This window comes from Endoryza foliicola, from assembly GCF_050589245.1.
GTDB lineage: Bacteria > Bacteroidota > Bacteroidia > Chitinophagales > Chitinophagaceae > Endoryza > Endoryza foliicola.
Genome location: NZ_JBOBEW010000008.1, coordinates 188,912 through 215,894 on the forward strand (window position 1 = coordinate 188,912; position 26,983 = coordinate 215,894).

The window sequence follows — 26,983 nt, forward strand, 5'->3', positions numbered from 1 at the left end:
GATAAAATTGTAGCATTTGTATGGCCGGAATTTATATACATATACCCTATTGCAAGAAAGCCTGCCATTACTGCAATTTTCATTTCTCTACATCGCTGCAATCCAAAAACGATTTTGTACCGGCTTTATTGAATGAAATAGCGCTCAGGGACAATTATTTGGGTGAAAATCCAAGAATCGAAACCATCTATTTTGGTGGGGGCACTCCTTCCCTACTCAGCGATGAAGAATTGGGTCAAATTATTACCGCCATAAAAGAGCGGTTTGAGGTAGCCCCAGATGCCGAGCTTACACTGGAAACCAATCCGGATGATATTACTGTAGAACGATTGAAGGGTTGGCAAGCAATTGGCGTAAACCGGCTCAGCATTGGTGTTCAGAGTTTTCAAGAGAAGGAATTAGAATGGATGAATAGGGCTCACAATGTGCAGCAAGCAATTGAAAGTATTGAAACCGGATTAAAGTATTTCCCGAATAGCAGTATTGACTTGATCTATGGAGGTCCGGATTTAACGGACGAACAGTGGAAAGACCATGTAGATCGGGTGATTGCGTGGAAAGTGCCGCATGTGAGTTGTTATGCATTAACGGTGGAGCCGCAAACGGCTTTGGATCATTTCATCAAAAAGAAACAAAGCAAACCGGTAGATGCGGAGGCACAGGCACGACAGTTTTTATTGCTAATGCAATGGCTTCGTGAAGCAGGATATGAACACTATGAGATCAGCAATTTTGCATTGCCGGGATTTCGTAGCAGGCATAATAGTTCGTACTGGAGGGGATTGTCCTATTTGGGACTGGGACCGAGTGCGCATTCGTACGACGGGAAGAGCAGGCAATGGAATGTAGCGAACAATGCACTGTATATTCAGAGTTTGAAAAACAATACGGTGCCTTTTGAGCAAGAAGTGTTGAGCGAGAAGGATCGGTACAATGAGTTTGTGATGATTAGTTTGAGAACGATGGAAGGAGTGAGCAAAGCAAGATTAGAAGCGGAATTCGAGCGTAGTATTGTTGATACTTTTCAGAAAGAAGTGAAGCGGTTTATTGATAGTGGATGGGTAGTGGAAGATGCGGTATCGTTTCGGTTGAGTGATGAGGGGAGGCTGAGAGCGGATGGAGTGGCGGCGGAATTGTTTGTGGGTTAGGTGTTAGGTGTTAGGCTTTAGGCATTAGGCATTGGGCTTTAGGCATTAGGCTTTAGGCTTTAGGTTCACCGCAGCGGCCGCGAAGAGCGCAAAGTAGTCGCGAAGAGTGGTTGCTTTTTTTCATTGTGGCGATGCAGCGTTCTTCGACTAGCCCGTCGGCAGCTGAGTAAATGCTCGCAGCTAAAAACGTTGCGAACCTTTGCGTACTTTGTTTCGTTGCGGTAGAGGGAAGTAATCGAGGATTTTGATGACTGAAAACAATAAGGGCGCTTCTGTTTTTTCACCACAGATAGCGCAGATTATTACAGATTCTCACAGATTAGAGCCCGGAATTATATCAGTCTCTTAACTAAATATTCTTTTCACCGCAGCGGCGCAGCGTCCTTCGGCTCGCTCAGGACAAGCTCGCAGCGTTTTCGCAGCGCTGGCAGTCTGTATGTATTTCCCCCCTCCTATTCCTTGTCTGACTTTCCTCGATCCTCGTTTCCTCGCTCCTGTATTCCCGCTGTTTTATTGTTAATTAATACTTTCCTTTCGCTCTAAACTAATCAACTCAAATCTCAAAACACCTAACTCTCTTTGTTATTTGCCAAATTTTCCCTCAATTTTGACGAAAATGAACACACTATGATGCGTTGGGGCATATTAGGCAGCGGCAGTTGGGCAACCGCATTAGCAAAACTTCTCACTGATAATGGCCAATCCATTAACTGGTGGATCCGTAACGAAGAAAGCATTGCATATCTCAAAAAACGCAAGCACAATCCGCATTACCTCACTTCGGTCTATTTCGATACCAATCTGATCTCCATGAATTCAGATGTGGCTGCCATTGCCGCCGCTTCCGATATACTCTTGGTAGCCGTTCCTTCTGCCTATGTTTTGGAAACTCTCCAAAAGATTCCAAAAGAAGTACTCCGCACTAAAAAATTACTATCTGCAGTTAAAGGGATCTTGCCTGAACAAGATATCTTGTTAAATCACTTCTTAGTAAAAGAATGGCAATTTGATGCTGCCAATTATTATACTGTGATGGGGCCTTGCCACGCCGAAGAAGTAGCCGCGGAAAAATTATCATATTTAACTTTTTCAGGTGAATCGGCTTCCGATACCGCGGATATTGCCTCTTGCTTTCACACTCCGTATTTAAACACAGTAGTCAATGCCGATGTATGTGGTGTTCAATACGCAGCAGTGCTGAAAAATATTTATGCATTGGGCGCCGGTATTGCTCACGGTTTGGAATATGGCGACAATTTCCTCAGTGTGTTCATCGCTAATTGCGCCGATGAAATGGCCGGGTTCTTGCGAACTGTTCAAAAAGCAGAACAACCCGATTGCGACAAACAAAACTATTCTGCTTCAGTATATTTAGGTGATCTTCTGGTAACCTGCTATTCACTCTTCAGTAGAAACAGAACCTTCGGTAACATGATCGGCAAGGGCTATTCCGTAAAAGCAGCCCAACTCGAAATGAACATGGTAGCCGAAGGATTCAACGCCAGCAAATGCATCTACAACATCAATCAACAGGTACAATACCCCATGCCCATCGCTTCCACCATCTACCAAATTCTCTGGAAGGGACTAAAACCTTCGGAAGGGTTTAAGATGATTGAGGAAAAACTGAAATAATTAATAATTAACAATTAATAATTAATAATTGAACAGCGGAGTACAGGAACGAGAAGACGAGGAAAGACATGAGGGAAGAGGGAAGATGAATGAAAAACAGAGAGACTATCAGCGCCGCGAAAACGCTGCGTTCGCTGCGCCGCTGCGGTTAACCTAAAGCCTAATACCTAAGGCCTAATGCCTAAAACTTAACCCTTAATCGAAAGAGGCCCCGAATTCTCGGAGCCTCTTTACTAATTTCCAAATTATCTAATTCTCAAATCTATTTCTTCTTCGCATCGAATAGTTGATCTTTTGAAACTACTTTCACAAGTTGACCGTCTTTCAGCAATTTACTTACAGTATTGTAAGGCGCCACTACCACTTCATCTTCTTTGGTTAATCCGCTGGTGATTTCGATGTAGTTGATGTCTTGAATATCTGTTTTCACTTTTACTTTTTTCACTTTGCCATCTTTCTGAATAATGAACACTACTTCATCTAAATCGGCGCCCAAACTTTCTTTAGCAGCAGGTGCGCTTGCTTCGTCTGAACCCGGCGCTTTGTCGTCTTTCTTACCCGCTACATTATCAGTTCCTTTTTCACGAGTGGTAACAGCGTTGATCGGAACAGAGAGCACATCTTTTTTCGTTTTTGTTTGAATATCGGCACTCGCATTCATTCCCGGGCGGAAAGGGAATTTCTTTTTAGCACCCGGCTCAAGCAAATCTTTGTAAGATTCAGGCAACAAACGGATGTGTACTTTAAAGTTGGTAACATCGTTGGTGCTCAATGCAGAAGCTGCAGCTGATGCACTTCCGGTGCTAGAAGCAGCGATCTTTGTTACAATGCCTTTGAATTTACGGTTATTGTATGCATCGATCTCTACTAAAGCAGAGTCACCAATTTTTACTTTTGGAATATCGTTCTCGCCAACGTCTACACGAACTTCAATGATTCCCATATCGGCGATGCGCATCATTTCGGTACCTGCCATCATTGAGTTACCAACCACGCGTTCGCCTTTCTTTACGTTCAACAAAGAAACCACGCCATCCATGGGGGCTACAACTGCCGTACGACTTAAATCTTTGTTCGCTCTTGCCAAACTGGCTTCTGCGCTCGATACTCCGGCTTGTCCGCTACGAATACCTTGCAAAGCAGCATTGTAATTTGCTTTGGCAGCATTGAAGCTGTTTTCTGCTTGTTCGAATTCTGCTTTGGAAATTACTTTATCGTTTAGCAATTGCTTTTGACGCTCGTATGTTTTTTGAGCCAATTCCAAAGCTGATTTCAAGCTTTCGAGTTGGGCCTTGCTGTTGTCAACGGCAGCTTGCTGTTGGTTTACTACTGCAGAAGCCTGATCGCGTTGAGTGGTGTAGATATCGGCATAAATTTTTGCCAACACCTGACCTTTGCGTACGCTATCGCCTTCTTCTACTTGCAAGTCGATGATTTCACCGGAAATATCGGGACTTACTTTTACTTCAATTTCGGGATATACTTTACCACTGGCATTCACTGTTTCAATGATGGTGCGGATGGCTGCTTTTTCAGTTGCCACTTTTGTACCTTCTTCTTTACCGATCACGCCGGCTGCTTTCAATCCGATCAAGGCAACAACAATGATCAGCAGTATAACAATGATCCAGACTAATTTCTTTTTCATACGATTTAAAATCGGTTTTATGGTGTTGGTTATAGTTTCAGTCCTTGTCCTTTATAGAACTCTAATAATTTCATTCGGAACACGTAGTCTACTTGTGCGGAAGCTCTTTCCAATTTGGCACGCGTAAGGTTGTTCTGATTGGTAATATAATCGATGGTTGTAAGCAAGCCAAGATCATAGCGTTTTTGAGCAAACGAAAATGCTTTTTCTGCTGTTTCAACCGATTTGATGGTTGCGTAATAACGTTGTAAAGAGTTGGTAGCATTATTATAAGCCGCGTAGATATCTTGCTTCAAGGTTCTGTCTACTTGTTCTTTCGTTAGCTGCAAACTTTTTACTGTCAATTGATTTCTTTGATAGTTCAATTTAGCGGCTCCATTATTAAAGATGGGAACGTTCAACTGAATACCTACGTTTTGACGGAAGTTATCAGAAATCTGAACTCCATAAGCAGTACGGCTAGTAGTGATGGATGTGTTTACTTCCGGAGTGAGTACACTATAATCGGTTCCACTAACATTTACTTTTGCTGCTGTTGGAATATAATTACCAGTTGCGATAGAGGTTACTTTTGGAATCTTATTATTGGCATAGTTACTACCCAATGTTCCGAACATGCCGATAGAAGGATACATGGCGCTCTTAGTAGCGGCCAGGTACTTATTTGCGGCTTTGATACGGAGGTCGTTGATTTTTTGTTGAGGCAAATTGGTCAAGGCCAAGCTAAATACCACTTCAGGCTGAAGATCGTTTAGTGATTCCACCGGAATTTGATCGAGAGGTGGCATGGATACTTGAAAGGCTTGAGCAGCGTCGAGGTTGAGAACGGCTTTGAGGTTCAAGATATTGGTTTGAACAGTTGCCAAGGAGCTGATATAGGTGGCACTGTCGCGAGCTACTTGCGCTTCTGTTTCGGCAAGGTTTAATTCAGGTAGCGCGCCGGCATCAACTCGCTTTTTGGTGTTCATGTAGTTTTGTTGGCTTTGTTGCAAGGCCACTCGGCTTATATTGGCTTGTTCTTGAGAAACCAATATTTGGAGGTAGGCTACGGCTACATTCAAAGCAATGTCATTCTTCACTTTATCAATATTGGCAGACGCTGCCTGTGCATCGAAGCCGGCACCCGCAATATTGTTTTTTATTGAAAACCAGTTAAAAAGGGTAACCCCCGACTGCAAACTGATACCTGAAGACAGGAGCTGTTGCTGGGTGAACTGGTTGGTAGTAGGGTCAATGGAACGACCGCTGTTTACACCACCGGAAACACTAAAGGTTAGAGAGGGGTATTGATTATACTGATTGGCTTTGAGCGTTAATTGGGCTCTACGGGCGTCAATGTCGGCTTGTTTTACCGAAATGTTGTTGGCAATGGCGTAGTCAACGCAAGTTTTGAGGTCCCAAACTTCTTGTGCTTTGGCAAACGAAGCAATTAGTATAAGGTTTAGGCAGAATACAAAGTATTTCATAAAACAAAAGTAATTCTAATACGAGCCTGCAGTCTTGAATTATGATAAACGGTCATAAAAATGTCACAAAAGTTAGCCTAGGTTGGCTTTGGCGAACGCTTGTTCCAGGTCTTGAATGAGGTAGTGGGGATCTTCTAGTCCTACATAAATTCTCACCATCTGATGTTCCCTATTACCCGGATCAAATTCATGATCGAATAATCCGGCGCATTTGGGGATGGCGAGGCTTTCATGACCACCCCAACTGACAGCCATCAATATATGACGCAAACTTTCGCAAAACGTTACAATTTGGGCGCGAGTTTTTGCCTTTAAAATGATGGTGATGAGTCCGCAGGCGCCTGTCATTTGCTTTTTAGCCAGTTCGAACTGAGGAAAAGAGGCATCAAAGGGAAAAATGAGTTCTGAAATGGCCGGGTGTTGTTTCAGTGAATCGAGTACGGTAAGGGTGGATGTGGTGATGCGCTCGAAGCGGGAAACGATGGTTCGAAGGCCTCGAAGCATGAGGAAGGCATTGAAGGGCTGCATGCCCGCTCCTGCTGTATTGTATTCGCTGTCGAATATCTTTTTCATCATCGCTTTAGTGCCGGTGAGCACTCCGCCCAGGGTATCGCTGTGGCCGCTGATGTACTTGGTAGCGGTTTGCATGGCGAGGTCGATGCCCAGGGAAATGGGCTTTTGAAAAAGGGGCGAACAGTGGCTGTTGTCGATCAGTGTTACAATTCCACGTTCACGTGCAAATTGAGCAATTTCCTCCAGCGGTTGGAGGGTGAAATTCCAGCTATTGGGCGATTCGAGGTAGAAAAAAGTAGTGTTGGGGCGAGTGGCGGCCTTCCACTCTTCTATTGTTAGACCCGGAATATAGGATGTTGTAACTCCGAAACGAGGTAAGATGTTTTCGAACATTTTAAAGGCCCATGTATAGGGCTTTTGTACCGATACAATATGATCGCCGGCTTTTACATTGGCCAGCACACCGGCAAATACAGCAGCGGCCCCGTTGTTAAAAACAAGTGCATCCTCGGCTTCATCAAGGGCGGCGAGTTTCTTGCGAAGTATATCGACCGTGGGGTTGATACCACGCGAATAGAGGTAGGTGCTCATTTCATCTTGAAAAGCGGCCCGCAATTCGTCCACTTTTTTAAAAGCGAAGTTGCTGGTTTGGATGATGGGAGGTGCTACTGCATTGAAATAGTTTTCACGGTCTTCACCGAGTTCATTGATGATGAGGGAGAGCGTGGCGGGGTTGTGGGTGAAAGGAAACACTGGAGTAATTAATAATTAAGAATTATAATTAATAATGGAACAGCCGGGTTTTGTACGGTAAATTGAATGTAAAACATAAGAGTTATTTTCTTTTCTGAATTACTAAAAAATACAGGGCGAGGAATGCTAGAAAGACCACGGTTCCTACGAGGGCCAAGTTCGGATTACTGAATGCGATAACGGTTCCAACAAACAAATAATTCACGATAAAAATGATGGGCATGATGGGATACCACTTCATTTTATAGATACCGGTATTATCGAGGTGTTGGGTTCTTTTTCTCAAGACGAAAATGGTAGCGGCGGAAGTGGCCATTCCGATAGAATCGAGGAAAATGCTAAAGCTTAGAATTTTATCGAAGGTGTCGGCGAAGAATAATACGATGATACAAATGCCGGCAAATACAGAGAGACTCACCGTAAGCACATCTTTCGTCGTATCTTTTTTCATGAAGGCTTTGGGAAGAATCCCGTCTTCACTCATCGCATACATCACTCTTGGGTTGCTCAGCAACAATACATTTACATAGGCCAATACTGCTACAAACAGTAAAATTGAGGCTACGTAGCGTCCAGTTGGACCAAACATTTTTTCGGCAATAATGGCCGCAATTCCGGAAGTGCTTTTTAATTCTTCAAATCCAATGATTTTGAAATAGGCGTAGGAGGCCGACATGTACAATCCAATGATCACCAATATTCCAATGAAGATGGCTCTTGGAACTGTTTTAGCAGGCTGATCAATTTCATCGCCAAAATTGATCGACTGTTGATAGCCGCCGTAGGTAAAGGAGGTAGCTTTCAAGGCAATTCCAAACGAATATAAAATAGCAGACCATTGAACCGTTTCCAAAGATTTTGTAGGAAGCGGTGCTTGGTTGTAGAGTTCCGGAAAGAAGATCGAAGCAATGATCACCACCAACATCGAAATCTTGATCACCATTAAAACGTTTTGGGTGCGTGAACTCATTCTAAGTCCCATGAGGTTTACTCCATAGAACAAGAGTACGGCACCCATAGCAATGAAAGACTTGGTGGTATCGCTTACCCCTCCTTCCAATAATAAAGGTGAAATATATTCAGCACCAATAAGTGCCACACCCGAAAGGGAGGCGGCATTGGAAATAAGAATCACGCAATTAATCGCGAATGCGATGGAGGGATGGTATGCTGTTGAGAATATTTTGTAATAGCCGCCTGTAACCGGATATCGAGACCCAATTTCAGCATAAGTAAGCGCTCCGCAGAATGCTACAAATCCGCCCACGGCCCATGCTGCAAAAAAGATAGAGGGGCTAATAGCTGCTACGGCTGCATCTTTGGAAGTACGAAAGATTCCCATACCAATCACCAGTCCAATTACGATCATGGTGAGGTCGAATAATTTGAGCTTGTTGGAATTCATTTGGGGAAGATAAATAATTTAATAATTAAGAATTAATAATTAATAATGGAGGAGGTGAATAGCGAGGATAAGAGGAAGCGCTGCATTTACGCTGCGCCACTGCGGTAAATATGACTTTGTGTATACGGTAATAATATTCCCTTGCTTTGAACTAACTTTGCCTTCCCAAAATGTAATTGACAAATGAAGAAGATTGTAGTTGCCACGATAATGACGATGATGGCCGGTTCGGTGAGTGCACAATTGAGTAGTTCAGATTCGGCACAGTCGTTAGACAAAGTAACCGTTACTGCCTTTGAACAAAACAGAAGATTGGTGGAAATACCCGCTTCTATTGCTCTTATAAATAAAACACAATTGCAACGCTTCGCACCATTTAATGTGTTGCAAGCCTTCAATAGCTTACCGGGAGTACGAATGGAAGAGCGTTCGCCGGGTAGTTACCGCATGAATATTCGAGGAAGTTCGCTTCGTTCTCCATTTGGCGTTCGTAATGTAAAAATCTATTACAACGATTTACCATATACCACACCCGGTGGTGATAGCTATTTTAATCAATTAGGATTCTACAATTTCAATACCGTTGAAATCATCAAAGGGCCGGGTAGCAGCCTGTACGGTGCGGGAACCGGTGGCGTAATGCTGATCCGAAGTGATGATAAAATTGTAGGCAACAGTGTAACCTTAAGTGCAGCTGTTGGAAGCTATGGTACAAAGAATTTTCATTTGCAAGCCAAACTGGCTTCCGGAAATACACAACAAACCATCGATTATCAATCGCAGTATTCTGATGGATACCGAGATCATACGGCCATGAACAGAGATGTGTTGAGTTGGCAATTGAAGCAAACAGGTGAGAAAGGACAATTCAATGCGCAGTTCTTATACAGCAATTTATACTATCAAACTCCGGGTGGATTGAATAAAAGAGAATTTGATTCGGCTTCAAAAATGGCTCGCCCAAATGCAGGTTTCATTCCCGGTGCAGAAACAGCAAAAGCAGCCATCTACCAAAAGACTTTTTATAGTGGCATGAGCTACACTTATAAATTCAGTGAGTCGTTTCAACAAACAACAGCAATGTATGGTGCTTATACTCAGTTAAACAATCCGGGGATTTTCGCGTACAGCAGAGCCATTGAACCACATTTTGGAGGAAGAACGGTTTTTCAATTTAAGCAAAAGGGATTCTCCGCGCATTTAGGCGCCGAAGTTCAACAAGGCTATTCAAATGCGAAAGCTTATTTGAACAATGCGGGCAACCCCACTACCCTTCAAACCGATGATGATATCGTGAACAGAACAGGCTTTGTTTTTGCACAAGCTACTGTTGATTTGAGCGAAGGATTGAGCATAACTGCGGGCGCCAGTTTGAATCAGTTGAAATTAAGTGTAACAAGACTGAGCACTAATCCCATTACAATAAAATCGAGAAAGTATTCGAATGAGTTTGCGCCGAGAATTGCATTGATACAGAAATTTGGCTCCAATAGCATTTATGCGAGTGTTTCGAAGGGCTTCTCCCCTCCTACCAGTTCAGAAGTTTTACCATCGAGTGGTGTTATTAGTACAGATTTGGAAGCAGAAGAGGGTCTTAATTTTGAACTTGGAACGAAGGGTACTTATTTGCAAGATCGACTTTATGTTGATGCGAGTGTGTTCTATTATAAATTGAAGAACGCTATTGTGGTAAGACGAGATACACAGGGTAGAGACTATTTTGTAAACGCAGGAGCAACCAATCAAAAGGGTTTTGAACTCTATAGTTCATATGAGTTGTATAGAAATGCGAGCAAAACATCGGTTTTGAAAGTTTGGACCACTTATCAATATTACCATTTCAAGTACAAAGACTTTGTAAAAGGTTCGGTTGACTATTCGGGTAAGTTTTTGCCGAGTGTTCCAAAACACAATCTATTAATTGGATTAGATGGCAACATGAAGAATGGTTTGTATGGTAATTTAACGTACCAATATATAGATACAATACCGGTGAATGATGCGAACAATGAAAAAGCGGCTGCTACTCATTTGGTGAGTCTGAGAGCGGGGCTTCGTAAGAATCTTGGTAAGAGTTTGCGCATTGATTTTTATGTTGCGGGAGAGAATTTAACGGATAGCAAGTATTGCTTAGGATTTGATTTGAATGCGAATGGAGGAAGGTATTATAATACGGCACCGGGGAGAATGTTGGTGGTGGGTGTGGAAATACGAATTAAGAGTTAAGAATTCACCGCAGAGGGCGCAAAGAGCGCGGAGTATTCGCGAAGATAGATTGTTTTTCTTTCACCGCAGAGGGCGCAAAGAGCGCGGAGTATTCGCGAAGATAGATTGTTTTTCTTTCACCGCAGCGGCGCAGCGAACGCAGCGTTAACGCAGCGTATCCCCGTGACTCCGAGACTCCGTGGTTCTGCATTTCATTCCCACATTCACAAACTCACAAATTCACCTATCATCGCGCCGGCTGTTTCATTATTAATCATCAATTATTAATTATTAATTATTAATTATTCGCTCCGCCTTGCGAAACCCAGCACACGATTGCTTGTTTTTGGGATGCGGTTAAACTGCTGCCTTTGGGCATTGAACCATTTGCTACGGCTGAGCTTATAGAGCCTTTGGCGGCACTAATTTGAGCATAGGTTGTAAGAGCGCCAGGTCCGTTGCTACTTCCAGAAGCATGACATCCTGCAATGGCGCAGCTTGCACTAATAATAGGACTCACTGTTGCAGAGAATGAAATGGTTGCACTGCAATCTGCTGGCGAAGGAGTAGTAGTACTATTGGTGGTACTTGATGACTTACTACAAGCGAATAATACTGTGAGCAACAGCAAAGTGCTGCCAATGAAGAGCCTTTTCATGTGGATGTATTTAGCGTTTGAATAATGTACGTTTGTACAATCAAAAAGGTTTCCTTGCTATTAAAATTTAGGGCATTTTATTCCTTTGGAACCAATGAAGCGGTATACAATGCCGATAGATGTTGAATGATAGTAATCTTTCTGTCCGGAATTGGCCGCATCACTAAATCCGTCTAAATAATCTGTTACGGTAATTCGATAGGAAGTTTCTACGGTAGCGGCCCATCGATCATTGATTGAATAACGCAATCCCACTCCTATTGGAACAACAGGCAGTACACTAGGAGTTCGGTGAGTGGTATCTGTGGCGAGTCCGGTTATAACAGTTGACGACTCTCCGAAATAAGAAGTATTGACACCCGACCAGTCGCGCTTAATATTCAGAAAAGCGATTGATACACCTGCGGTTATATAGGGCGTTAGACGTGGTCGTTCAGAGGGACGGAGGTTTGTTCCAAACACATTGTACACTACTGATGCTCCTAATTCCCATACTGGGGTTGAGAATTTAAAATTTCGTTGTTGACGGTATTCGGGATGCGAATACAAAGATTCGTTTCCAACCAAACGCCCGTAACTGATATTGGCCCTTACGGAAAAAACATCGCTTAAGAGTCGGGCTCCGGAAAGACTAAAGCCCGGTCTGATTGTTTTTAAGGAGCCAAAGCGGCCTGGCGTTAAATCGCCCTGATACACATAGCCCCCAACACTCAGCCCTATTTCGTACTTAGGTATGGAAAACTGTGCAAATGATTGGCTACTAATTACGGACAAGAATACTACGGTAATTGGAAGGATTGTCTTCATACTTATTGGTTATGAGCGTTTAGTTCAAGCAATCCATTTTCCGTTCTATGTAAAAAAGAAGACTTCATCTGATACATCGGAGTGAGCGAAGTATCGGCGAAGTCTTCCGGTAATTTCTTGGATATCAGACTTCATTCGGACATAAAGGAACACAGAACGGAATTTAAAAACGGAGCTTGTGGGTAGAAATGTTGAATAAGTAAGAAGTATTTAATTGTGAGTAGGACAGATTTCGATTTGAAAAGTTTATTAATGAAATGTCGTTTAACAAACCATTAGAACAAATTAATAATTAACAATTAATAATTAATAATTGGGAGTTGCTTCGCAACTCTTTTGAGCAACTAAATTCATTTAGAATGGTTGGCAAGCCATTCTTTGGTGAAATCAATATAGGTGTCGCTAACGGGTAGTTCTGTACCATTAGACAATTTCACTTTACGAGATGTAACTCCTTTTATTTCATTTTTTGAAATAATGAAGCTTCGGTGTATCCGTTGAAATATAGTGGTAGGAAGTTTTTCTACCATTGATTTCAAAGTAGATAAGGTTAAGATCGGCTTTTCGGATTTCAGGTGAATTCGAACATAATCTTCAAGGCTTTCCAAGTACACAATTTCTTTCAACAAGATCTTTACGTTCCTATATTCTACGTTCACCATAATATAGTCTTCGTCTTCATTGGGTTGGAACAAGGTTTCCAATTTTGCCACGGCTTTTGCAAAGCGATCGGGCGAAATGGGTTTGAGCAGGTAGTCGACAGCGTTTAAGTCGAACCCATCAACCGCATGTTCTCGATGCGCTGTCGTAAACACAAGCGCAGGTGGCTTTTCAAGTGATTTGAGTAGTTCCAATCCGGTGATATCGGGCATATTGATATCAAGGAACAGGAGGTCTACTTCATTGTTGTTCAACCAAATTTTGGCAGCCACGGCATCATCGAAAGTGCTCACGCAGTTCAATGATGCGTGTTGCCTGATATAATCCACCAGTATTTGAATAGCAAGGGGTTCATCGTCGATAACGACGCATTTGATCAAGGTTGAGCTCATGTTGCAACAGTTGCTTCGATCGTTAGATCTACGGTAAATGAATTGGGGGTGTTGGTAATCGACAACTGATGTTTTCCGGGATACAGCAATTCCAGTCTTTTTTGGATATTGGAAATACCGGTACCGGTGCGTTCTGAACTCGACCGCAAATTGAATCTACGGTTACTAGTATGAAAGCGAATATCGTGCCCATTTCGTGTTAAAGAGATGATAATATTGGAGGATTCATGGTTGCTCACACCGTGTTTGAAAAGGTTTTCCACAAAAGGAACGAAAATTAGCGGGGCGATTTGGATGTTTTCAAAGTCTCCTTCGATATTGAAATTGATAGTAGTGAGTTTGTTCAATCGTAATTTTTGCAAATCAATGATATTTTGAATGCATTCTATTTCACGTTCTACCGGAACGGTTGACTTTCCCATTTCGTCATTGATATAGCGCATGAGATTGGAGAGTTGCAAAATAGCAGGAGCAGCTTTCTCCGATTTAGTGGAGGCAAGTGCGTACAAATTATTCAACGTATTAAATAGGAAATGCGGATTGACTTGCATTTTAAAGAAAGCCAATTCGGCGGCTGATTTTTCAGCGGCGGCTTGAAGTAAGCGACGTTCTGTTTGTTGCAATCTTCTAAAAATGGCAATGGCAGAGGAAGCTGTCCAAATACATATAAATAATATTAAACTCACAATATCGAGTTGTGGTTTGCCTCTTGGCATTGGTCCATTTGGAGGAGGAGGTACTTTGAATTGATTGGGTGGTATAGGCGGAAAATTATTAGGATCTGCCCCCAGTTGCATTAAATGATCGAATGGTGTAGTATATAAAATGATCGATAAGAAAGCGCCGATACACAGCAAATAAACTAAGATCAGCTTGGAAAGAAGTAGCCGAGGAAACAACAGCTCCAGATTGACATAGAATAACCCACAGTAGATGATGAAAAAAATCAAGTAGTGTACACTGAGCAAGTGCCTCCATTCAAAATGAGCGTTGCTATTTCCATAAATGAACAACTGTATCAAACTGAACAGCAGTAACCAGCCTAGTATGTGGAGCACCCAAATAATCCGTTTAGAGAACATAAGGGAAGGTACGGAAAAATGAGAATGCAGTACCTGTCTGCAGTAAAATGTAAGGCTTTTACTTAACCAACGAAATCATAAAAGGCAACCTGCAGAAAAGCAATTTTTCAATAGATTAGATCTTGATAATCACTCCATGACTAAAAAACAGCTATTGTGATTACAATCACAATCGAATCAACAAAGCTTGGCTAACTTTATATTGATGCAAGGATTGAGAGAAAATAAAGTCCAGTTTTGGCTGCTTGTTGCTGCTAACCTTTTTGTTGGTGCCGTACTCGGATCGGAAAGAGGCATTATGGGAGAAGTGGGCCTAAAGTGGTATGGAATTGAAAGTATTGTAGCTATTTCTAGTTTTGTAATGGCCTTTGGAATTTCAAAAGCAGTAGCGAATTTATTGGTGGGTAAGCTATTGCAGGTGTTTACCAGAAAAAAAGTGTTGCTAGTGGGGTGGGTGCTGGGTTTCCCCGTTCCTCTTTTATTAATATACGCACCCAATTGGAATTGGGTTATTGTTGCTAATGTTCTATTAGGATTGAATCAGGGTATTGCATGGTCTAGCACAGTAATCATGAAAATTGATCTTGTTGGCACTAAAAATAGAGGTTTTGCGATGGGGCTTAATGAATTTGCCGGCTATCTGGCAATCGGTGTTTCAGCATATCTTTCAATGCTCTTGTTACATCAAACCAATTCACCATTTTGGAGCTTTCTACCTTCTCTTCTTGCTGTGTTATTGGGAATAACCCTAAGTACAGTATTCATTAAAGATACTCAGCACCATGTAACTTACGAAGCTCGGAGTTCAAAAATTGCCTACTTGCGAAATGTATGGATTGATACAAGTTGGAAACATCAAAATATTGGTAGCACTACCATTAATGGCTTTTTGAATAATTTAAATGATGGTGCAATGTGGGTATTGGCTCCAACTATTCTGCTACAAAAAATGATCAGTAGCGAAGAAACTGCACTTGTAATTGCACTTTATCCAATGGTTTGGGGAATATCGCAGCTTTTTACCGGAATGATTGGCGATCGATATTGCAAAAAACAATTAATTACTGCCGGAATGTTGCTACAGTCTGCAGCACTCTTACTTTTTCTTTCAGTCAATGCATTCTGGTTATTACTTATTTCTGCAGTGTTACTGGGCTTAGGGACCGCGTTGGTTTATCCAAGTTTCCTCTCAACTATTGCAGAAAATACACATCCAGATCAAAGAGCTCAGGTGATGAGTATATTCAGATTTTGGCGCGATAGTGGCTACATTGCAGGAGCGGTAATGGTTGCTTTATTGATTCATTTCCTGAGCGCCGGCTATACACTTTTTATTATAGCCCTCTTAACGGGATTAGGAGGTGTAATAGCACAGCTAAGAATGTGTTGTACCATGAAAGTGCTTTGGAAGTCTGAGATCTGCTAATTCATTTTATTAGTTAGAAAATCGAAGAAAGGCCTTTTGATTTAGTTCTCATCATGGTTAAAAACATGCACTTATCAACTTATTTCCAGTCGGACACGTTTGATAGATACAATATCGGAAGTAAGCACAAATCGACACATTTTAAAAGCAAAACTATAGGGTACGGATTCGATAAGCTTGCAACTAAGTAAACGAATAGTCAACGCCTGTTACTTGTGTTAGCAATGTTTGAGGCGCGTCCAAAATTTTTGCCGCCCTGGGTGGCGTTGGGGTAACGGGCGAATTGGAGGCAAGGTAATCACGCATTACTTGGTGCAGGGTATAAGTAGTGTTTTTTGCATTCTTCACGCCTTTGATTCGACAGAGCATATCGGCAGGGTCGCCATCGCGTTCGCAGGCACATACGCGGTAGGTTCTATCGAGGTTCAATGCTTCGCCACCCACTTTCACTTCTTGTACCCTTTTACCTTTTTCACCGAAGGCATTGAAGCTAATTTCCATTCCTTTGAACTTGATCAACCATCCACCAAATCGTTCGGATGCATTCGCGGCAAAAACATTGTTCAATTCTTTTTCCAACCATTCCCACAACTGTTTCCCAGTGATTTCTGCCGTTCTAACGGTGCTGTCTACAGGAAGCATATCGTAGATAAATCCTTCAGTTATGGGAATATTTCCGGTACTATCGGGTGTTGTTCGGGGAGGGCAAAAGCGGAATCCATTTGAAAGTACAATGTCTACATCTTTCATTTGCCATTTCAGTGCATTCAAAATCATAGTGTCAATTGGATTCTCGACCACAAAATATCGGTACAATGGAATGGTACTATAGCCTACTATTTTGTGAATCGATTCGGCAAAAGGCGCTTCATTTTGAGCAATGAGTTCTTTCATTGCCTTGTCCTCTTTGTATTTCGATGCATCTATTTCAATTAATTCATAATCATCTTTTACTACTTTGCCATTCTCCACAATAAATTTCAGCTTTCCAACAAAGGAACCAAAAGCGCCTGGTTCTACAACTTTACAATACTTGCAAACAATGGGTTTACGCACCCGTTCGTGTGTATCGCCTCCCAATATATAGTCTACTCCTGCTGTTTCAGACAAATTGGCCAAGTGAATTTGTTGCGACAGACCTAAATGCGCAATAACCAAAATGCATTCGCATTGTTCCTGATTTTTCAACACATCGATATAGTAAGCAATGTTTTCTTCCGGCTTTGTATAAATAATTCCTTTACTATAGTTCGGTGATTGTCGTAAAGGAACAAGATGATCTGTGTATCCAATAAAGCCAATTTTTACCCCTTTCACATTCCATATATGATAGGGTTGAAAAACAAGTTCCCCTTTTCTTCCTTCACCCAGATCGTGGTACATATTTGCACAAATTTTAGGTGCATGGAGTGACCCCAGAAGCTGTTGCATTGATTTCTTGCCATACACTACTTCCCAATTTCCCGGCAGGTAAAGATCGTACTGCAATTGATTCAAAATGGGTAACATGGCCTTGCCCGTAGTTTTTACGGAGAGCTCACTGCCTTGAAACATATCACCGGTATCGATTACAAAGGTATGGGCATTGTTCTTGCGTTCTTTATTGAGATAGGTGGCGAGATGTGCGTAGCCGCCTGTTTTCCTAAACACTGCTTGATTGTTTTCCCAGAAGAGTTCATCGTGCGGGTGAAGTTGACAGTGAATATCGGTTGTTTGTAGAATGGTCAATTCAAAATTTCCGCCAGTATGGATTGAATCATCTAAGTGACTCGAACTATCATTTTCCGTATTCGTTAAGTTGGCTGCACGGGTATCGAAACCCAAACCGAGTGCAGCAGAGAGCGTTCCTGCTTTGCGCAGAAAATCGCGTCTATTATTCGTTGGCATAGCAATCTTGGTTTTATTTTTTGGCTTGGGCTTTTCTTGCGTCGGCGATGGGTTGAAAAGGACCAAACTTGTGTTGCGCTTCGTTGAATCCATCTGCATAAGGGCCAAATGGATGATCTATTGGTTTTTTAGAGATATCGGGCCAGTCTTTACTTAGATCTTTTGAAGGACGAGGTTGTGAATTTACAAATGCTGCGATGTTCCACGCGTCTTCATCTGAAAGAGAAGGGTTGTCGTGTGTTGCTTGTTGATAAGGCATATTGTCTTTAATATAGCCTGCCAAACGTGAGAGTCGAAAAAGCCCGGCTCCTGAATTGTAACTATGTTCACCCCATAATGGTGGATAGGTATAGGCGTTACCTGCTTCGTTTAGCATGCCTTGTCCATTTCCTCCGTGACAGGATTGGCATTTTTCAGCATAAGCCTGTCTCCCTTTAGTAGGGTCTGCTGCTACACTCAAGTATTTTAATTCACGAATACCTGTACCCTTTGGCTTGGTTCCTTTTGGCACTTCTTTTCCTAACCACTTCATATAAGTGAGTATGGCTGTCATCTCTTTGCTATTGGTATCAATGGCTTGTCCATTCAAACTTCTTTCAAAGCAATCGTTCACGCGCTTCGACATCGATTCAACCGTTCCACTTCGATCTCTGAATTTGGGGTAGGTAGAAGCAACGGCTCCGTAATTGTTGCCCCAAGGTTGATTGCCTGCGGAGAGATGGCAGTTTTGACAATTCATACCATTGGTAATGGCTGCAATGGTTCCCTTAGGACCGAAGTAATAAGAAGTATTGGCGATGAGGTCTTGACCATAAATAATCTGGGCTCTTTCTTCTTTTGTGAGACTATTGTCGAAGGATAGATCCGGTCCTATCCAATACTTTGAAGAAGTAGTATCTGCTGCAATTCTGTTTAGTACATTTTCTGAAGGACGATTCATTACTTCAAACGAGCCCACTATTATTAACAGCAATACAATATAGAGCGGCCAGTTTTCTTTCCATTTCATGTGAATAGCAATTTGAGTGAAGTGATGTAAAAATTACGAAATAATTTGTGAATGATGGTGACTGAAGTCACTGATGTGAGAGGGAGGAGGGAGATAATTAAGAATTAATAATTAATAATGGAACAGCCGAAAACAGGAACGAGGATGAGAGGAGACGAGGATAGAGGAAATACAGAGAAAGTAGAGGGAGAAGAACAGGGGGATAAAGAATTAAGAAGTAATAATTAATAATGGAACAGCCGGAATACAGGAGGGAGGAGACGAGGAAGATGAATACTTTGCGGCTTCTTGGCGGGCTCTGCGCAGTTTGCGGTGAATAAAGGCGCAATAAAAAGGGCCGAGGAATCGGCCCTAATGAATACACTAAACATTAATGAAAATGCACATGTACAAACACCATAGATATGAACTATAAAAATTTTAATGGGGCAGTTTATCGCGGAAATAGCCGTAGGTCCAAGTACCGGCGATGGCGCTGAGCACTACTACAGAAATTACCAAGGCACCAGTTCCAATTTGTGCAAAGAGTGGTCCCGGACAAGCACCGGTTACAGCCCAACCTAGTCCAAACAATAAGCCTCCGTAAATTTGACCCTTATTGAACTTCTTTGGGTGAAATTCAATGGCTTCACCGTGTATGGTTTTTACCTTGAATTTTTTGATCAGCCATACTGAAATGATCCCTACTACTACAGCTGTTCCGATAACTCCATACATGTGAAAACTTTGCAAACGGAACATTTCTTGAATACGAAACCAAGAGATGATCTCTGCCTTTACAAAAACTACTCCGAAGATCAATCCTACGGCTGCATATTTGAAATTATACCACCAAGGGTGATGCATGTGTGATTCGTTCACACACATGGTATCGAGGGAGCGTACTTCAAAATCTTGTGCCTCTTGTTGAGGTGTGATGGTTGTTATGTTTACTTGAGTACTCATGATAAATTAAATGGTTAGTTTTAAAATAGAGGGAAGGATGAAATTGGCCATTGCAAAACCTCCAACCATGAACATGATTGTTGCAACTAAAGATGGCCATTGCAAATCGCTTAGGCCCATAATAGCATGTCCGGAAGTACAACCTCCTGCATAACGCGCTCCAAATCCAACCAAGAAGCCACCACCTACCAGCATGATCAGCCCACGAATACTGAACAAGCTTTGCANTTAGGCCCATAATAGCATGTCCGGAAGTACAACCTCCTGCATAACGCGCTCCAAATCCAACCAAGAAGCCACCACCTACCAGCATGATCAGCCCACGAATACTGAACAAGCTTTGCAAAGAGAACAATTCAGCGGGGAGCAAATTGGAGTTGTCGGTAATGCCATACGATTTCAGTTCAGCAGCCAACTCAGGATGCACAACCACCGGATCAGGGTTTGCTAATAATTGCGCGGCAATGATTGCACCTGCAAAAATTCCACCCACAAAGAAGAAGTTCCAGATTTCTTTCTTCCAATCGTACTTGAAAAACTTGATGTTTGAGGGGAAACAAGCAGCACAGGCATGTCTGAGATTTGCAGAAATGCCAAAGTGTTTGTTACCGAGTAAAAGAAGCGCGGGTACAATGAGTCCAATAATAGCACCGGCCACATACCAAGGCCAGGGTTGCTTGAGCATCTCGATCATAGCTAAATTGAGTTTAGAATACAAATATGAGGGGATGGTAGGAGCTTATCGGTGATGATAGTCACTTTGGTGCGATAAGGCGAACTATTAATTAGGAGCCGGGAAGATAATTTGTGAATTTGGGAATGAAATACAGAGAAAGAACAGGAGGAGGAAGAGGGGGAGGAATTAATAATTAATAATTAATAATTAAAAATTAAAAATTAATAAGTACTAATTAAACAACCGGAATACGGGAAGGAGGATAAAGGGAATACTTTGCGAAACCTTTGCGGACTCTGCGGGCTTTGCGGTGAGTAAGCACTAATAATGAAAATTCAATACCAAGTTCCACTGATCCATGTTCACCTTGTTGATCACGTATTTATTGTTGTTATGAGTATGGCCTTGACTTTCCTTGTTTACATACAATACTTGCAGATCCCAGCCTTTGAAGAAACCTTGCAATTCATAACGTAAGTCGATGTTAAGTTGCGAATACGAAGGCATTCCATATTTATTCAATTCAAAATTGGTAGGATCGGGCAGTTGGTAATAACCCCAAGCAGCTTGTATCTTCAATGGTTGCTTTGGGATTGCATATCCTCCTTTTACAACGTAAGCATGTACATTGCCTAAACCTTCGTTTCTCTCACGTGGAAGAAAAGTAAAGAAGGGATCTCTCCCCCACTCTCTTGGCATCAAGTACCTTCCATGTTTTGTAATTCTATTGTAGTTAGCAGAAAACTGCCAGCGCTTGTTCTCCCAACCAAATTTAGCACCGTAGGTGTGCGATGAGGCGCCTTTTTGAAAGTAGGTCTTCGTTGGATCCTCGTTACCACCGTGATGAATAATTTGTTGATGGATGGTTTGAAAACCTGCGATGAGCTTTGATTTATTCTTCAAAACACGAGAGTAATCAGCCTGAAAAAACACAGAATTGAAAATATTCTCTGTGAATTGGTTCCACAATTGAAGTTTGATTTCCTTCCCCACTTCTTGTGAAATGCCTCCTAAAAGAATTCCTTTCGACTCAAGATTACCTTTGTATTGCGATTTTGTTCCATCTTGGTTAACTCCGGATGGATAGAGCCCTATTGATTCACCAATATTGTACCACTCAACAGTGCTTCTTGGAGAGAGCTGATAGATATAGGCCGCTTCTATTTTTGTCTTCTTTTTCTTGTAAATACCATCTACTCCTTCTATTTCGGTGGGGCGCATTCTTCCATCTTGCAGGTTAATGAACGGTGTATTCATGAGCTGCCGTCCAACAGTAAGGGTGATATTGTATTTTGAATATCGTATGAAAAGTTCTTCCAGACGATCGATGTTCTTTGTATTTGAAGGATCAGTAATGTCGTAAAGGCCTATTTCGTAGCGATTCAGTTGCTTTGTACTTGAATCGGGAATGGTTAAATTAGAAGACCCCACGTTAAAAACAAAGAAGCCACTAACGCCAAATTGGAATCCATGAAAAAGAGCCGTATGGTATTGAAGTCCGCCTCCTGCTGCTTGAGCATGGTAATCACTCAGGCCTTTTTCATTGTTCGTATTCATATAAAAATATCGAAAATGGCCGGTGAACTTTCCTCGACTAAAGGCCGACAGAAACGAGGTGGTATCTTGTGATAGCGTTTTCTCTCCATTCCAAGTTTTGGGATGTTCGTTAAGTTCTTGATGTTGCGCATGCGAGCAAAGGGCAATAAAAAGTAAGGCCCCTGTACTCACTAGTTTTCTAATGAAATACATAGCAATGAAATAAAAAAGTAAATGCAGTTGTGTTACTTTCTGAATAAACTGAAAACCAGGTACCCCATTACTCCGAAATAAACGGTACTATTTAGGGGCTTAGAAGTGATCATACAAGTGCCGGAACTACAGCCTATGAATTTCCAATAGAAAAACCCTGCAATCATGCCTACACCTGCCCCAATGAGGGGTATTTTATTTTTGAGAAGCAATTGTTTCATGAATACTAGTTGAGGTAAAAAGCAACGTCATCAATGCCGCCTCCATTGTAAATATTCTCTATTTTCAATTGGCGCAAATAAGCGATGGCTTGTCCACTTCTGTTGCCACTTCTGCAATAGAATACAACATTCTTCGATCCAAGTCCGGGGATCTCACTATAGCGATAAGGAATTTGATCAAGTGGAATATTGATGGCGCCTTCAATATGACCCATTTGGTATTCGGGCGGTGTTCTCACATCAACAAGCAGTGTATCGGGACTTTTAAGTATTTCTGAAATTGTCATATGAATATTTTTAAAAAAAGGGAAGACGGCTGTCTTCCCTCTTAACCTATATACCTTAACCTGAAACTAATTTTTACAACATGGTAGAGGGGCAAACATAATCCGTAACAGTAAATTTACCCGACTCTTTAATGGCTTTGAAGCCGCCTTTCACATCAATCAAATTATCGAAACCACGAGCTTTCAAAATAGATGTAAAGATCATTGAACGATAGCCACCCGCGCAATGCACGTAGTAGGTTTTGTCTTTGTTAATTTGCGACATGGCGTCGTTGATGAAATCGAGTGGCGCATTTTCTGCAGAAACGATGTGTTCGCTGAAGTATTCGCTTTTCTTTCTCACATCTAACACATTTGCTTGTGGATTTGTATCCATGATTGCAGCAAGTTCTTCAGCTGAAATACTCTTGATAGAGTCTACTTCTTTGTCGGCATTTTTCCAGGCATCAAATCCGCCCTCTAAATATCCGATCACATAGTCGTACCCTACTCTACTCAAACGCGTTACCACTTCTTCTTCGGTACCCGGCTCGCAGATGAGTAATATTTCTTGTTTGATATCCGGAATCATTGCACCCACCCAAGGGGCAAAATTTCCTTCTAAACCAATATTAATTGAATTGGGCACAAAACCTTGGGCAAATTTCTGAGCAGCACGAACATCCAACATCAGAGCGCCTGTTTCATTGGCTGCTGTTTCAAAAGCGTTGGGGCTCATGGCATGGAGACCACGTTCCAATACTTTATCGATGCTATCATATCCTTGAATATTCATCATCACGTTCAAAGGGAAATAAGCCGGAGGAGCAACCAATCCGGTTGTTACTTCTTTGATGAACTCTTCCTTCGTCATATCGGCACGGAGTGCATAGTTCACTTGCTTTTGATGCCCGAGTAGATCTGTTGTTTCCTTACTCATGTTTTTACCACAGGCCGAACCGGCTCCGTGAGCGGGATATACAACGATATCGTTAGACAAAGGCATGATCTTATTTCTCAAAGAATCGAAGAGATGGCCTGCTAAAATTTCCTGTGTAAGGTCTGCTTTTACTTTCTGAGCAAGATCGGGACGACCTACATCACCAATAAAGAGGGTATCGCCACTAAACAATCCAACCTCTTTGCCTGTTTCATCACTCAATAAATAACAAGTACTTTCCATAGTATGTCCTGGAGTATGTAATACTTTAATGGTAGCATTTCCTACCTTTAAGATCTCACCGTCTTTAGCGGAATGAAATTCAAAATTGGGTTTTGCATTGGGGCCGTAAACAATGGGGGCGCCCGTTTTTTTAGAAAGATCGAGGTGACCTGAAACGAAATCGGCGTGAAAATGCGTCTCCAATACGTACTTGATCTTTGCATTGTTTTTTGCAGCGCGATCAATGTACGGTTGCACTTCTCTTAATGGATCGATAATCACTGCTTCACCATTGCTTTCGATATAATAAGCTCCTTGAGCTAAACATCCGGTATAAATCTGTTCTATTTTCATTTCTGATATTTTATAAATCAAAGTTGAGAGAATATTAAAATTGCATCAATGACAAAAGTCACACAGTTAATGTCCGCCTGAAGGGAACATCAATTCTTTAATAATGATGTAGATTCCCATCACCAAAACAAACCAGCCAAAGCCTTTTTTCAATCCATCGGCGGAAACCTTCTTACTCATGGCATTGCCAATAAAAATTCCGAGAACTGCTAAAGCTGTAACGCTTAGTAAGAGTGTCCAGTCCATGGTTTGTTTTCCTAGATCGCCCGTAAATCCTATCAATGATTTCGCTGCAATGATAAGCAAGGACGTACCCACAGCTTGTTTCATTGGAAGCTTACTCAGTAATACCAGTGCGGGAATGATCAAGAAACCGCCACCTGCTCCTACTAATCCCGTTAGTGTACCCACAACCAGTCCTTCCAATAAAATCAAAGGATAATTAAATGTTTGCACCGTACTTTCTGCTTCTTCTTGCTTCTTTTTTGATCGTATCATGGAAACAGATGCGAACACCATGAGAATGGCAAAAAGCAACATCATAAGCAGGCCTTTGGTAATAGCAATACCGGCGATATGCCCCATTTCTTGGGGAATGGCCGGTACAATAAAGGCGCGCGTCGCAAAAACAGCGGCGATTGAAGGAACTCCAAAAATCAAGGCTGTTTTTAGGTTTACCTCACCGGATTTGTATTTCGGCAAGGCTCCCACTAAACTGGTGGCACCAACAATAAACAGAGAATAAGCTGTTGCAATTACCGGATTCACTCCAAACAAGTACACCAATACCGGAACAGTAAGAATAGAGCCTCCCCCGCCAATCAAACCAAGCGAAACACCAATAATCAACGATGCTAAGTAACCAACTATGACCATTTCTATAAGTTTAGGATGCAAATCTGACTAAAAATTACGCGGAATTCTGTGACGATTATCACTAAGGTCGGAATTATTCCGGTCTTACCCATTCAAAGGAGTTTCGATGGATAACGATCCAACCATTTCGTTCCATTTTCTTCATCAATCGGCTGATCACTTCTCGGGAAGAGTTCAAGTCGTTTGCGATGTCTTGGTGCGTTAATTTGACGGTTTTACCAAACTGCTTCACTTGATTTTTTAGGTAGAATTCCAATCGCTCGTCCATGTTCTTAAAAGCGATTTCGTTGACGGTGCGAATGAGTTCATCGTATCGCGCACGGTAGGTACGAATTACGAAATAGTGCCAACTTTTGTAAGCGCCGAGCCATTTATCCATAAAAGAAAGAGGAATAGTCAATACCGTGATGTCGGTTAGGGCCTTTGCAATAACTTGGCTTGTTTCCAGTTGAAATGAACACACCATTGAAACGGCGCAAGCTTGTCCGGGTTGGATGTTGTAAAGAAAATATTCATTACCATCATTGTCTTCTTGATACAATTTCACGATGCCTTCCATCACTAAAACCGTTGACCGAATGGCTTGACCTATACGAAGAATGGTAGTACCTGCTTCGTATTGTTTTATTTCTCCGTGTTCTAATAGTTCTTCATAAAGTGCTAATTCAAGTCCGGGAAACAGTTCCTGTAGCGAATTCTCATTGATATTTTGCATGATAGGTAATTGATCAAAAAACAAATATTTGATTTATAAAAAAGATACTCTGTGATAATAGTCACCGGCGGTTGTTAAAATCTTGCCTAACTGTGCATAAAATTTATTGCTATGCCTACATCACATCAAATCCTAATTATAGGTGGCGGAAATGCCGGAGTTTCGGTTGCTGCCAAACTTCTACTTCAAAACAAATCGTTAGATATTGCCATTGTAGATCCTGCTGATAAGCATTTCTATCAACCTGCCTGGACATTGGTTGGATCGGGAGTTTTTGATATTCGCAAAACCATGCGAAATGAAGCGGATGTTATTCCAAAAGGATGCAAATGGATCAAAGAAAAAGTGATCAGTTTTCAACCCGAGCAAAATCGAGTAACATTGGCTACAGGCGATACTATACAGTATCAATACATGGTGGTAGCTGCAGGTATTCAATTGAATTGGGATGAGATCAAAGGATTGAAAGAAACCTTGGGCAAAAACAATGTTTGTTCGAACTATAGTTATGATCATGCACCTTATACTTTCGAATGTATCAAGAACTTTAAAGGCGGAAAAGCCATTTTCCACAATCCAACAACGCCTGTAAAATGCGGTGGTGCCCCACATAAAATAATGTACATGGCAGCCGATTATTTCCGCAGACATGGGGTATTGAAGAATTCAAACATTCAATATTGGAGTGGCGCTGCGAAATTGTTTGCGGTAGCTAAATATGAAAAAACGCTTTTAAAAGTGTGTGAACGGGCGAATATTGATTTGAATTTCAATGTAAAATTGGTGGCGGTAGATGGCCCTGCGAAGAAAGCAACTTTTATAGGAGTGGGCGAATCGAACAAAGATCAGGAGTATGTGGTTGATTTTGATATGATACATGTAACCCCACCACAGGGGGCACCAGACTTTATCAAACAAAGTCCGCTTGCCAATGCAGCCGGATGGGTAGACGTAGACAAGTACAGTTTGCAACACAATAAGTACCCCAATGTATTTTCACTAGGAGATGCTGCAGCTTTGCCCACTAGTAAAACCGGTGCGGCCATTCGCAAGCAAGCTCCGGTGGTAGTAGGAAATTTACTGGAAGCAATTCAAAACCAAGCCCTCACTCATAAATACGACGGGTACACGAGTTGCCCATTGGTAACAGGTTACGGTAAACTCGTGCTCGCAGAATTTGACTATGAAAACAAACCCAAAGAAACCTTTCCATTCGACCAAAGCAAGGAACGTTGGAGTATGTACATTTTGAAGCGTTATATTTTGCCTTGGATGTATTGGGGAAGGATTCTGCCGGGGAAAGCGTGAGGAGAAATAATAATTAA

The 26,983-nt window shown here is 41.8% G+C and carries 23 protein-coding genes; 5 read left to right on the forward strand and 18 right to left on the reverse strand.

Annotated elements, in window-relative coordinates; translation table 11 throughout:
• Nucleotides 1-20 precede the first annotated feature (20 nt).
• Nucleotides 21-1,148, forward strand: a complete 1,128-nt coding sequence (hemW, locus tag ACQ2HE_RS17540) for a radical SAM family heme chaperone HemW (protein WP_430900902.1) — start codon at nt 21-23, stop codon at nt 1,146-1,148.
• A gap of 627 nt (nt 1,149-1,775) precedes the next feature.
• Entirely contained in the window at nt 1,776-2,783 is a 1,008-nt protein-coding gene (locus tag ACQ2HE_RS17545) for an NAD(P)H-dependent glycerol-3-phosphate dehydrogenase (protein ID WP_430900900.1), read from the forward strand.
• 262 nt (nt 2,784-3,045) lie between these two features.
• Here ACQ2HE_RS17545 and ACQ2HE_RS17550 read toward each other — a convergent pair whose 3' ends face one another.
• The 4 genes from ACQ2HE_RS17550 to ACQ2HE_RS17565 all read right to left on the reverse strand — a co-directional run bounded on the left by ACQ2HE_RS17550 (nt 3,046) and on the right by ACQ2HE_RS17565 (nt 8,568).
• Complete coding sequence (locus ACQ2HE_RS17550) at nt 3,046-4,431, reverse strand: efflux RND transporter periplasmic adaptor subunit (protein ID WP_430900898.1); 1,386 nt, start codon at nt 4,429-4,431, stop codon at nt 3,046-3,048.
• Nucleotides 4,432-4,460: 29 nt separating this feature from the next.
• Nucleotides 4,461-5,897 (reverse strand): TolC family protein, encoded by a 1,437-nt coding sequence (locus ACQ2HE_RS17555; RefSeq protein ID WP_430900896.1) that lies wholly within the window; start codon nt 5,895-5,897, stop codon nt 4,461-4,463.
• Nucleotides 5,898-5,969: 72 nt separating this feature from the next.
• Nucleotides 5,970-7,163 (reverse strand): trans-sulfuration enzyme family protein, encoded by a 1,194-nt coding sequence (locus tag ACQ2HE_RS17560; protein WP_430900894.1) that lies wholly within the window; start codon nt 7,161-7,163, stop codon nt 5,970-5,972.
• An 82-nt stretch (nt 7,164-7,245) separates the two neighbouring features.
• Nucleotides 7,246-8,568, reverse strand: coding sequence for an APC family permease (locus tag ACQ2HE_RS17565; protein ID WP_430900892.1), 1,323 nt, complete (start codon nt 8,566-8,568; stop codon nt 7,246-7,248).
• A gap of 183 nt (nt 8,569-8,751) precedes the next feature.
• Here ACQ2HE_RS17565 and ACQ2HE_RS17570 point away from each other — a divergent pair, with 183 nt between their 5' ends.
• Nucleotides 8,752-10,794, forward strand: coding sequence for a TonB-dependent receptor (locus ACQ2HE_RS17570; protein WP_430900890.1), 2,043 nt, complete (start codon nt 8,752-8,754; stop codon nt 10,792-10,794).
• A gap of 277 nt (nt 10,795-11,071) precedes the next feature.
• On the opposite strand, the gene ACQ2HE_RS17575 is transcribed toward ACQ2HE_RS17570, so the two are convergent.
• The 4 genes from ACQ2HE_RS17575 to ACQ2HE_RS17590 form a co-directional block, all read right to left on the reverse strand.
• Nucleotides 11,072-11,431 carry a hypothetical protein gene (locus ACQ2HE_RS17575; protein ID WP_430900888.1) on the reverse strand — a complete coding sequence of 120 codons (360 nt, stop codon included), beginning with the start codon at nt 11,429-11,431 and terminating at the stop codon, nt 11,072-11,074.
• A 60-nt stretch (nt 11,432-11,491) separates the two neighbouring features.
• Nucleotides 11,492-12,238 (reverse strand): DUF6089 family protein, encoded by a 747-nt coding sequence (locus tag ACQ2HE_RS17580; RefSeq protein ID WP_430900886.1) that lies wholly within the window; start codon nt 12,236-12,238, stop codon nt 11,492-11,494.
• 350 nt (nt 12,239-12,588) lie between these two features.
• Nucleotides 12,589-13,290, reverse strand: a complete 702-nt coding sequence (locus ACQ2HE_RS17585) for a LytR/AlgR family response regulator transcription factor (RefSeq protein WP_430900884.1) — start codon at nt 13,288-13,290, stop codon at nt 12,589-12,591.
• A complete protein-coding gene (locus tag ACQ2HE_RS17590; protein WP_430900882.1) occupies nt 13,287-14,372 on the reverse strand; it encodes a sensor histidine kinase in 1,086 nt (361 codons plus the stop codon). Before ACQ2HE_RS17590 ends, ACQ2HE_RS17585 begins: the two co-directional genes overlap by 4 nt.
• A 187-nt stretch (nt 14,373-14,559) precedes the next feature.
• Here ACQ2HE_RS17590 and ACQ2HE_RS17595 point away from each other — a divergent pair, with 187 nt between their 5' ends.
• Nucleotides 14,560-15,798 carry an MFS transporter gene (locus ACQ2HE_RS17595; protein ID WP_430900880.1) on the forward strand — a complete coding sequence of 413 codons (1,239 nt, stop codon included), beginning with the start codon at nt 14,560-14,562 and terminating at the stop codon, nt 15,796-15,798.
• A 183-nt stretch (nt 15,799-15,981) separates the two neighbouring features.
• Here ACQ2HE_RS17595 and ACQ2HE_RS17600 read toward each other — a convergent pair whose 3' ends face one another.
• The 10 genes from ACQ2HE_RS17600 to ACQ2HE_RS17645 all read right to left on the reverse strand — a co-directional run bounded on the left by ACQ2HE_RS17600 (nt 15,982) and on the right by ACQ2HE_RS17645 (nt 25,658).
• Nucleotides 15,982-17,685, reverse strand: a complete 1,704-nt coding sequence (locus ACQ2HE_RS17600; RefSeq protein WP_430900878.1) for a bifunctional metallophosphatase/5'-nucleotidase — start codon at nt 17,683-17,685, stop codon at nt 15,982-15,984.
• Between the two features lie 13 nt (nt 17,686-17,698).
• Nucleotides 17,699-18,694, reverse strand: a complete 996-nt coding sequence (locus ACQ2HE_RS17605) for a c-type cytochrome (protein ID WP_430900876.1) — start codon at nt 18,692-18,694, stop codon at nt 17,699-17,701.
• A gap of 420 nt (nt 18,695-19,114) precedes the next feature.
• Nucleotides 19,115-19,639 (reverse strand): DUF6691 family protein, encoded by a 525-nt coding sequence (locus tag ACQ2HE_RS17610; RefSeq protein ID WP_430900874.1) that lies wholly within the window; start codon nt 19,637-19,639, stop codon nt 19,115-19,117.
• A complete protein-coding gene (locus ACQ2HE_RS17615; RefSeq protein ID WP_430902481.1) occupies nt 19,581-20,333 on the reverse strand; it encodes a YeeE/YedE family protein in 753 nt (250 codons plus the stop codon). The genes ACQ2HE_RS17610 and ACQ2HE_RS17615 overlap by 59 nt, the downstream gene beginning before the upstream one ends.
• Before the next feature lie 303 nt (nt 20,334-20,636).
• Nucleotides 20,637-22,064, reverse strand: coding sequence for an OprD family outer membrane porin (locus ACQ2HE_RS17620; RefSeq protein WP_430900870.1), 1,428 nt, complete (start codon nt 22,062-22,064; stop codon nt 20,637-20,639).
• 32 nt (nt 22,065-22,096) lie between these two features.
• Nucleotides 22,097-22,285: a DUF6132 family protein gene (locus ACQ2HE_RS17625; RefSeq protein WP_430900868.1), complete on the reverse strand. Its 189-nt coding sequence runs from the start codon at nt 22,283-22,285 to the stop codon at nt 22,097-22,099.
• A 5-nt stretch (nt 22,286-22,290) separates the two neighbouring features.
• Nucleotides 22,291-22,572: a rhodanese-like domain-containing protein gene (locus ACQ2HE_RS17630; RefSeq protein WP_430900866.1), complete on the reverse strand. Its 282-nt coding sequence runs from the start codon at nt 22,570-22,572 to the stop codon at nt 22,291-22,293.
• 73 nt (nt 22,573-22,645) lie between these two features.
• The gene (locus tag ACQ2HE_RS17635; protein ID WP_430900864.1) at nt 22,646-24,067 is read right to left on the reverse strand and encodes an MBL fold metallo-hydrolase; all 1,422 of its coding nucleotides are present in this window, start codon (nt 24,065-24,067) and stop codon (nt 22,646-22,648) included.
• A 66-nt stretch (nt 24,068-24,133) separates the two neighbouring features.
• A complete protein-coding gene (locus tag ACQ2HE_RS17640) occupies nt 24,134-24,943 on the reverse strand; it encodes a sulfite exporter TauE/SafE family protein (protein WP_430900862.1) in 810 nt (269 codons plus the stop codon).
• A gap of 73 nt (nt 24,944-25,016) precedes the next feature.
• Nucleotides 25,017-25,658 (reverse strand): Crp/Fnr family transcriptional regulator, encoded by a 642-nt coding sequence (locus ACQ2HE_RS17645; RefSeq protein ID WP_430900860.1) that lies wholly within the window; start codon nt 25,656-25,658, stop codon nt 25,017-25,019.
• Nucleotides 25,659-25,769: 111 nt separating this feature from the next.
• Here ACQ2HE_RS17645 and ACQ2HE_RS17650 point away from each other — a divergent pair, with 111 nt between their 5' ends.
• Nucleotides 25,770-26,966, forward strand: coding sequence for an NAD(P)/FAD-dependent oxidoreductase (locus tag ACQ2HE_RS17650; RefSeq protein WP_430900858.1), 1,197 nt, complete (start codon nt 25,770-25,772; stop codon nt 26,964-26,966).
• The last annotated feature ends 17 nt before the right edge of the window (nt 26,967-26,983 follow it).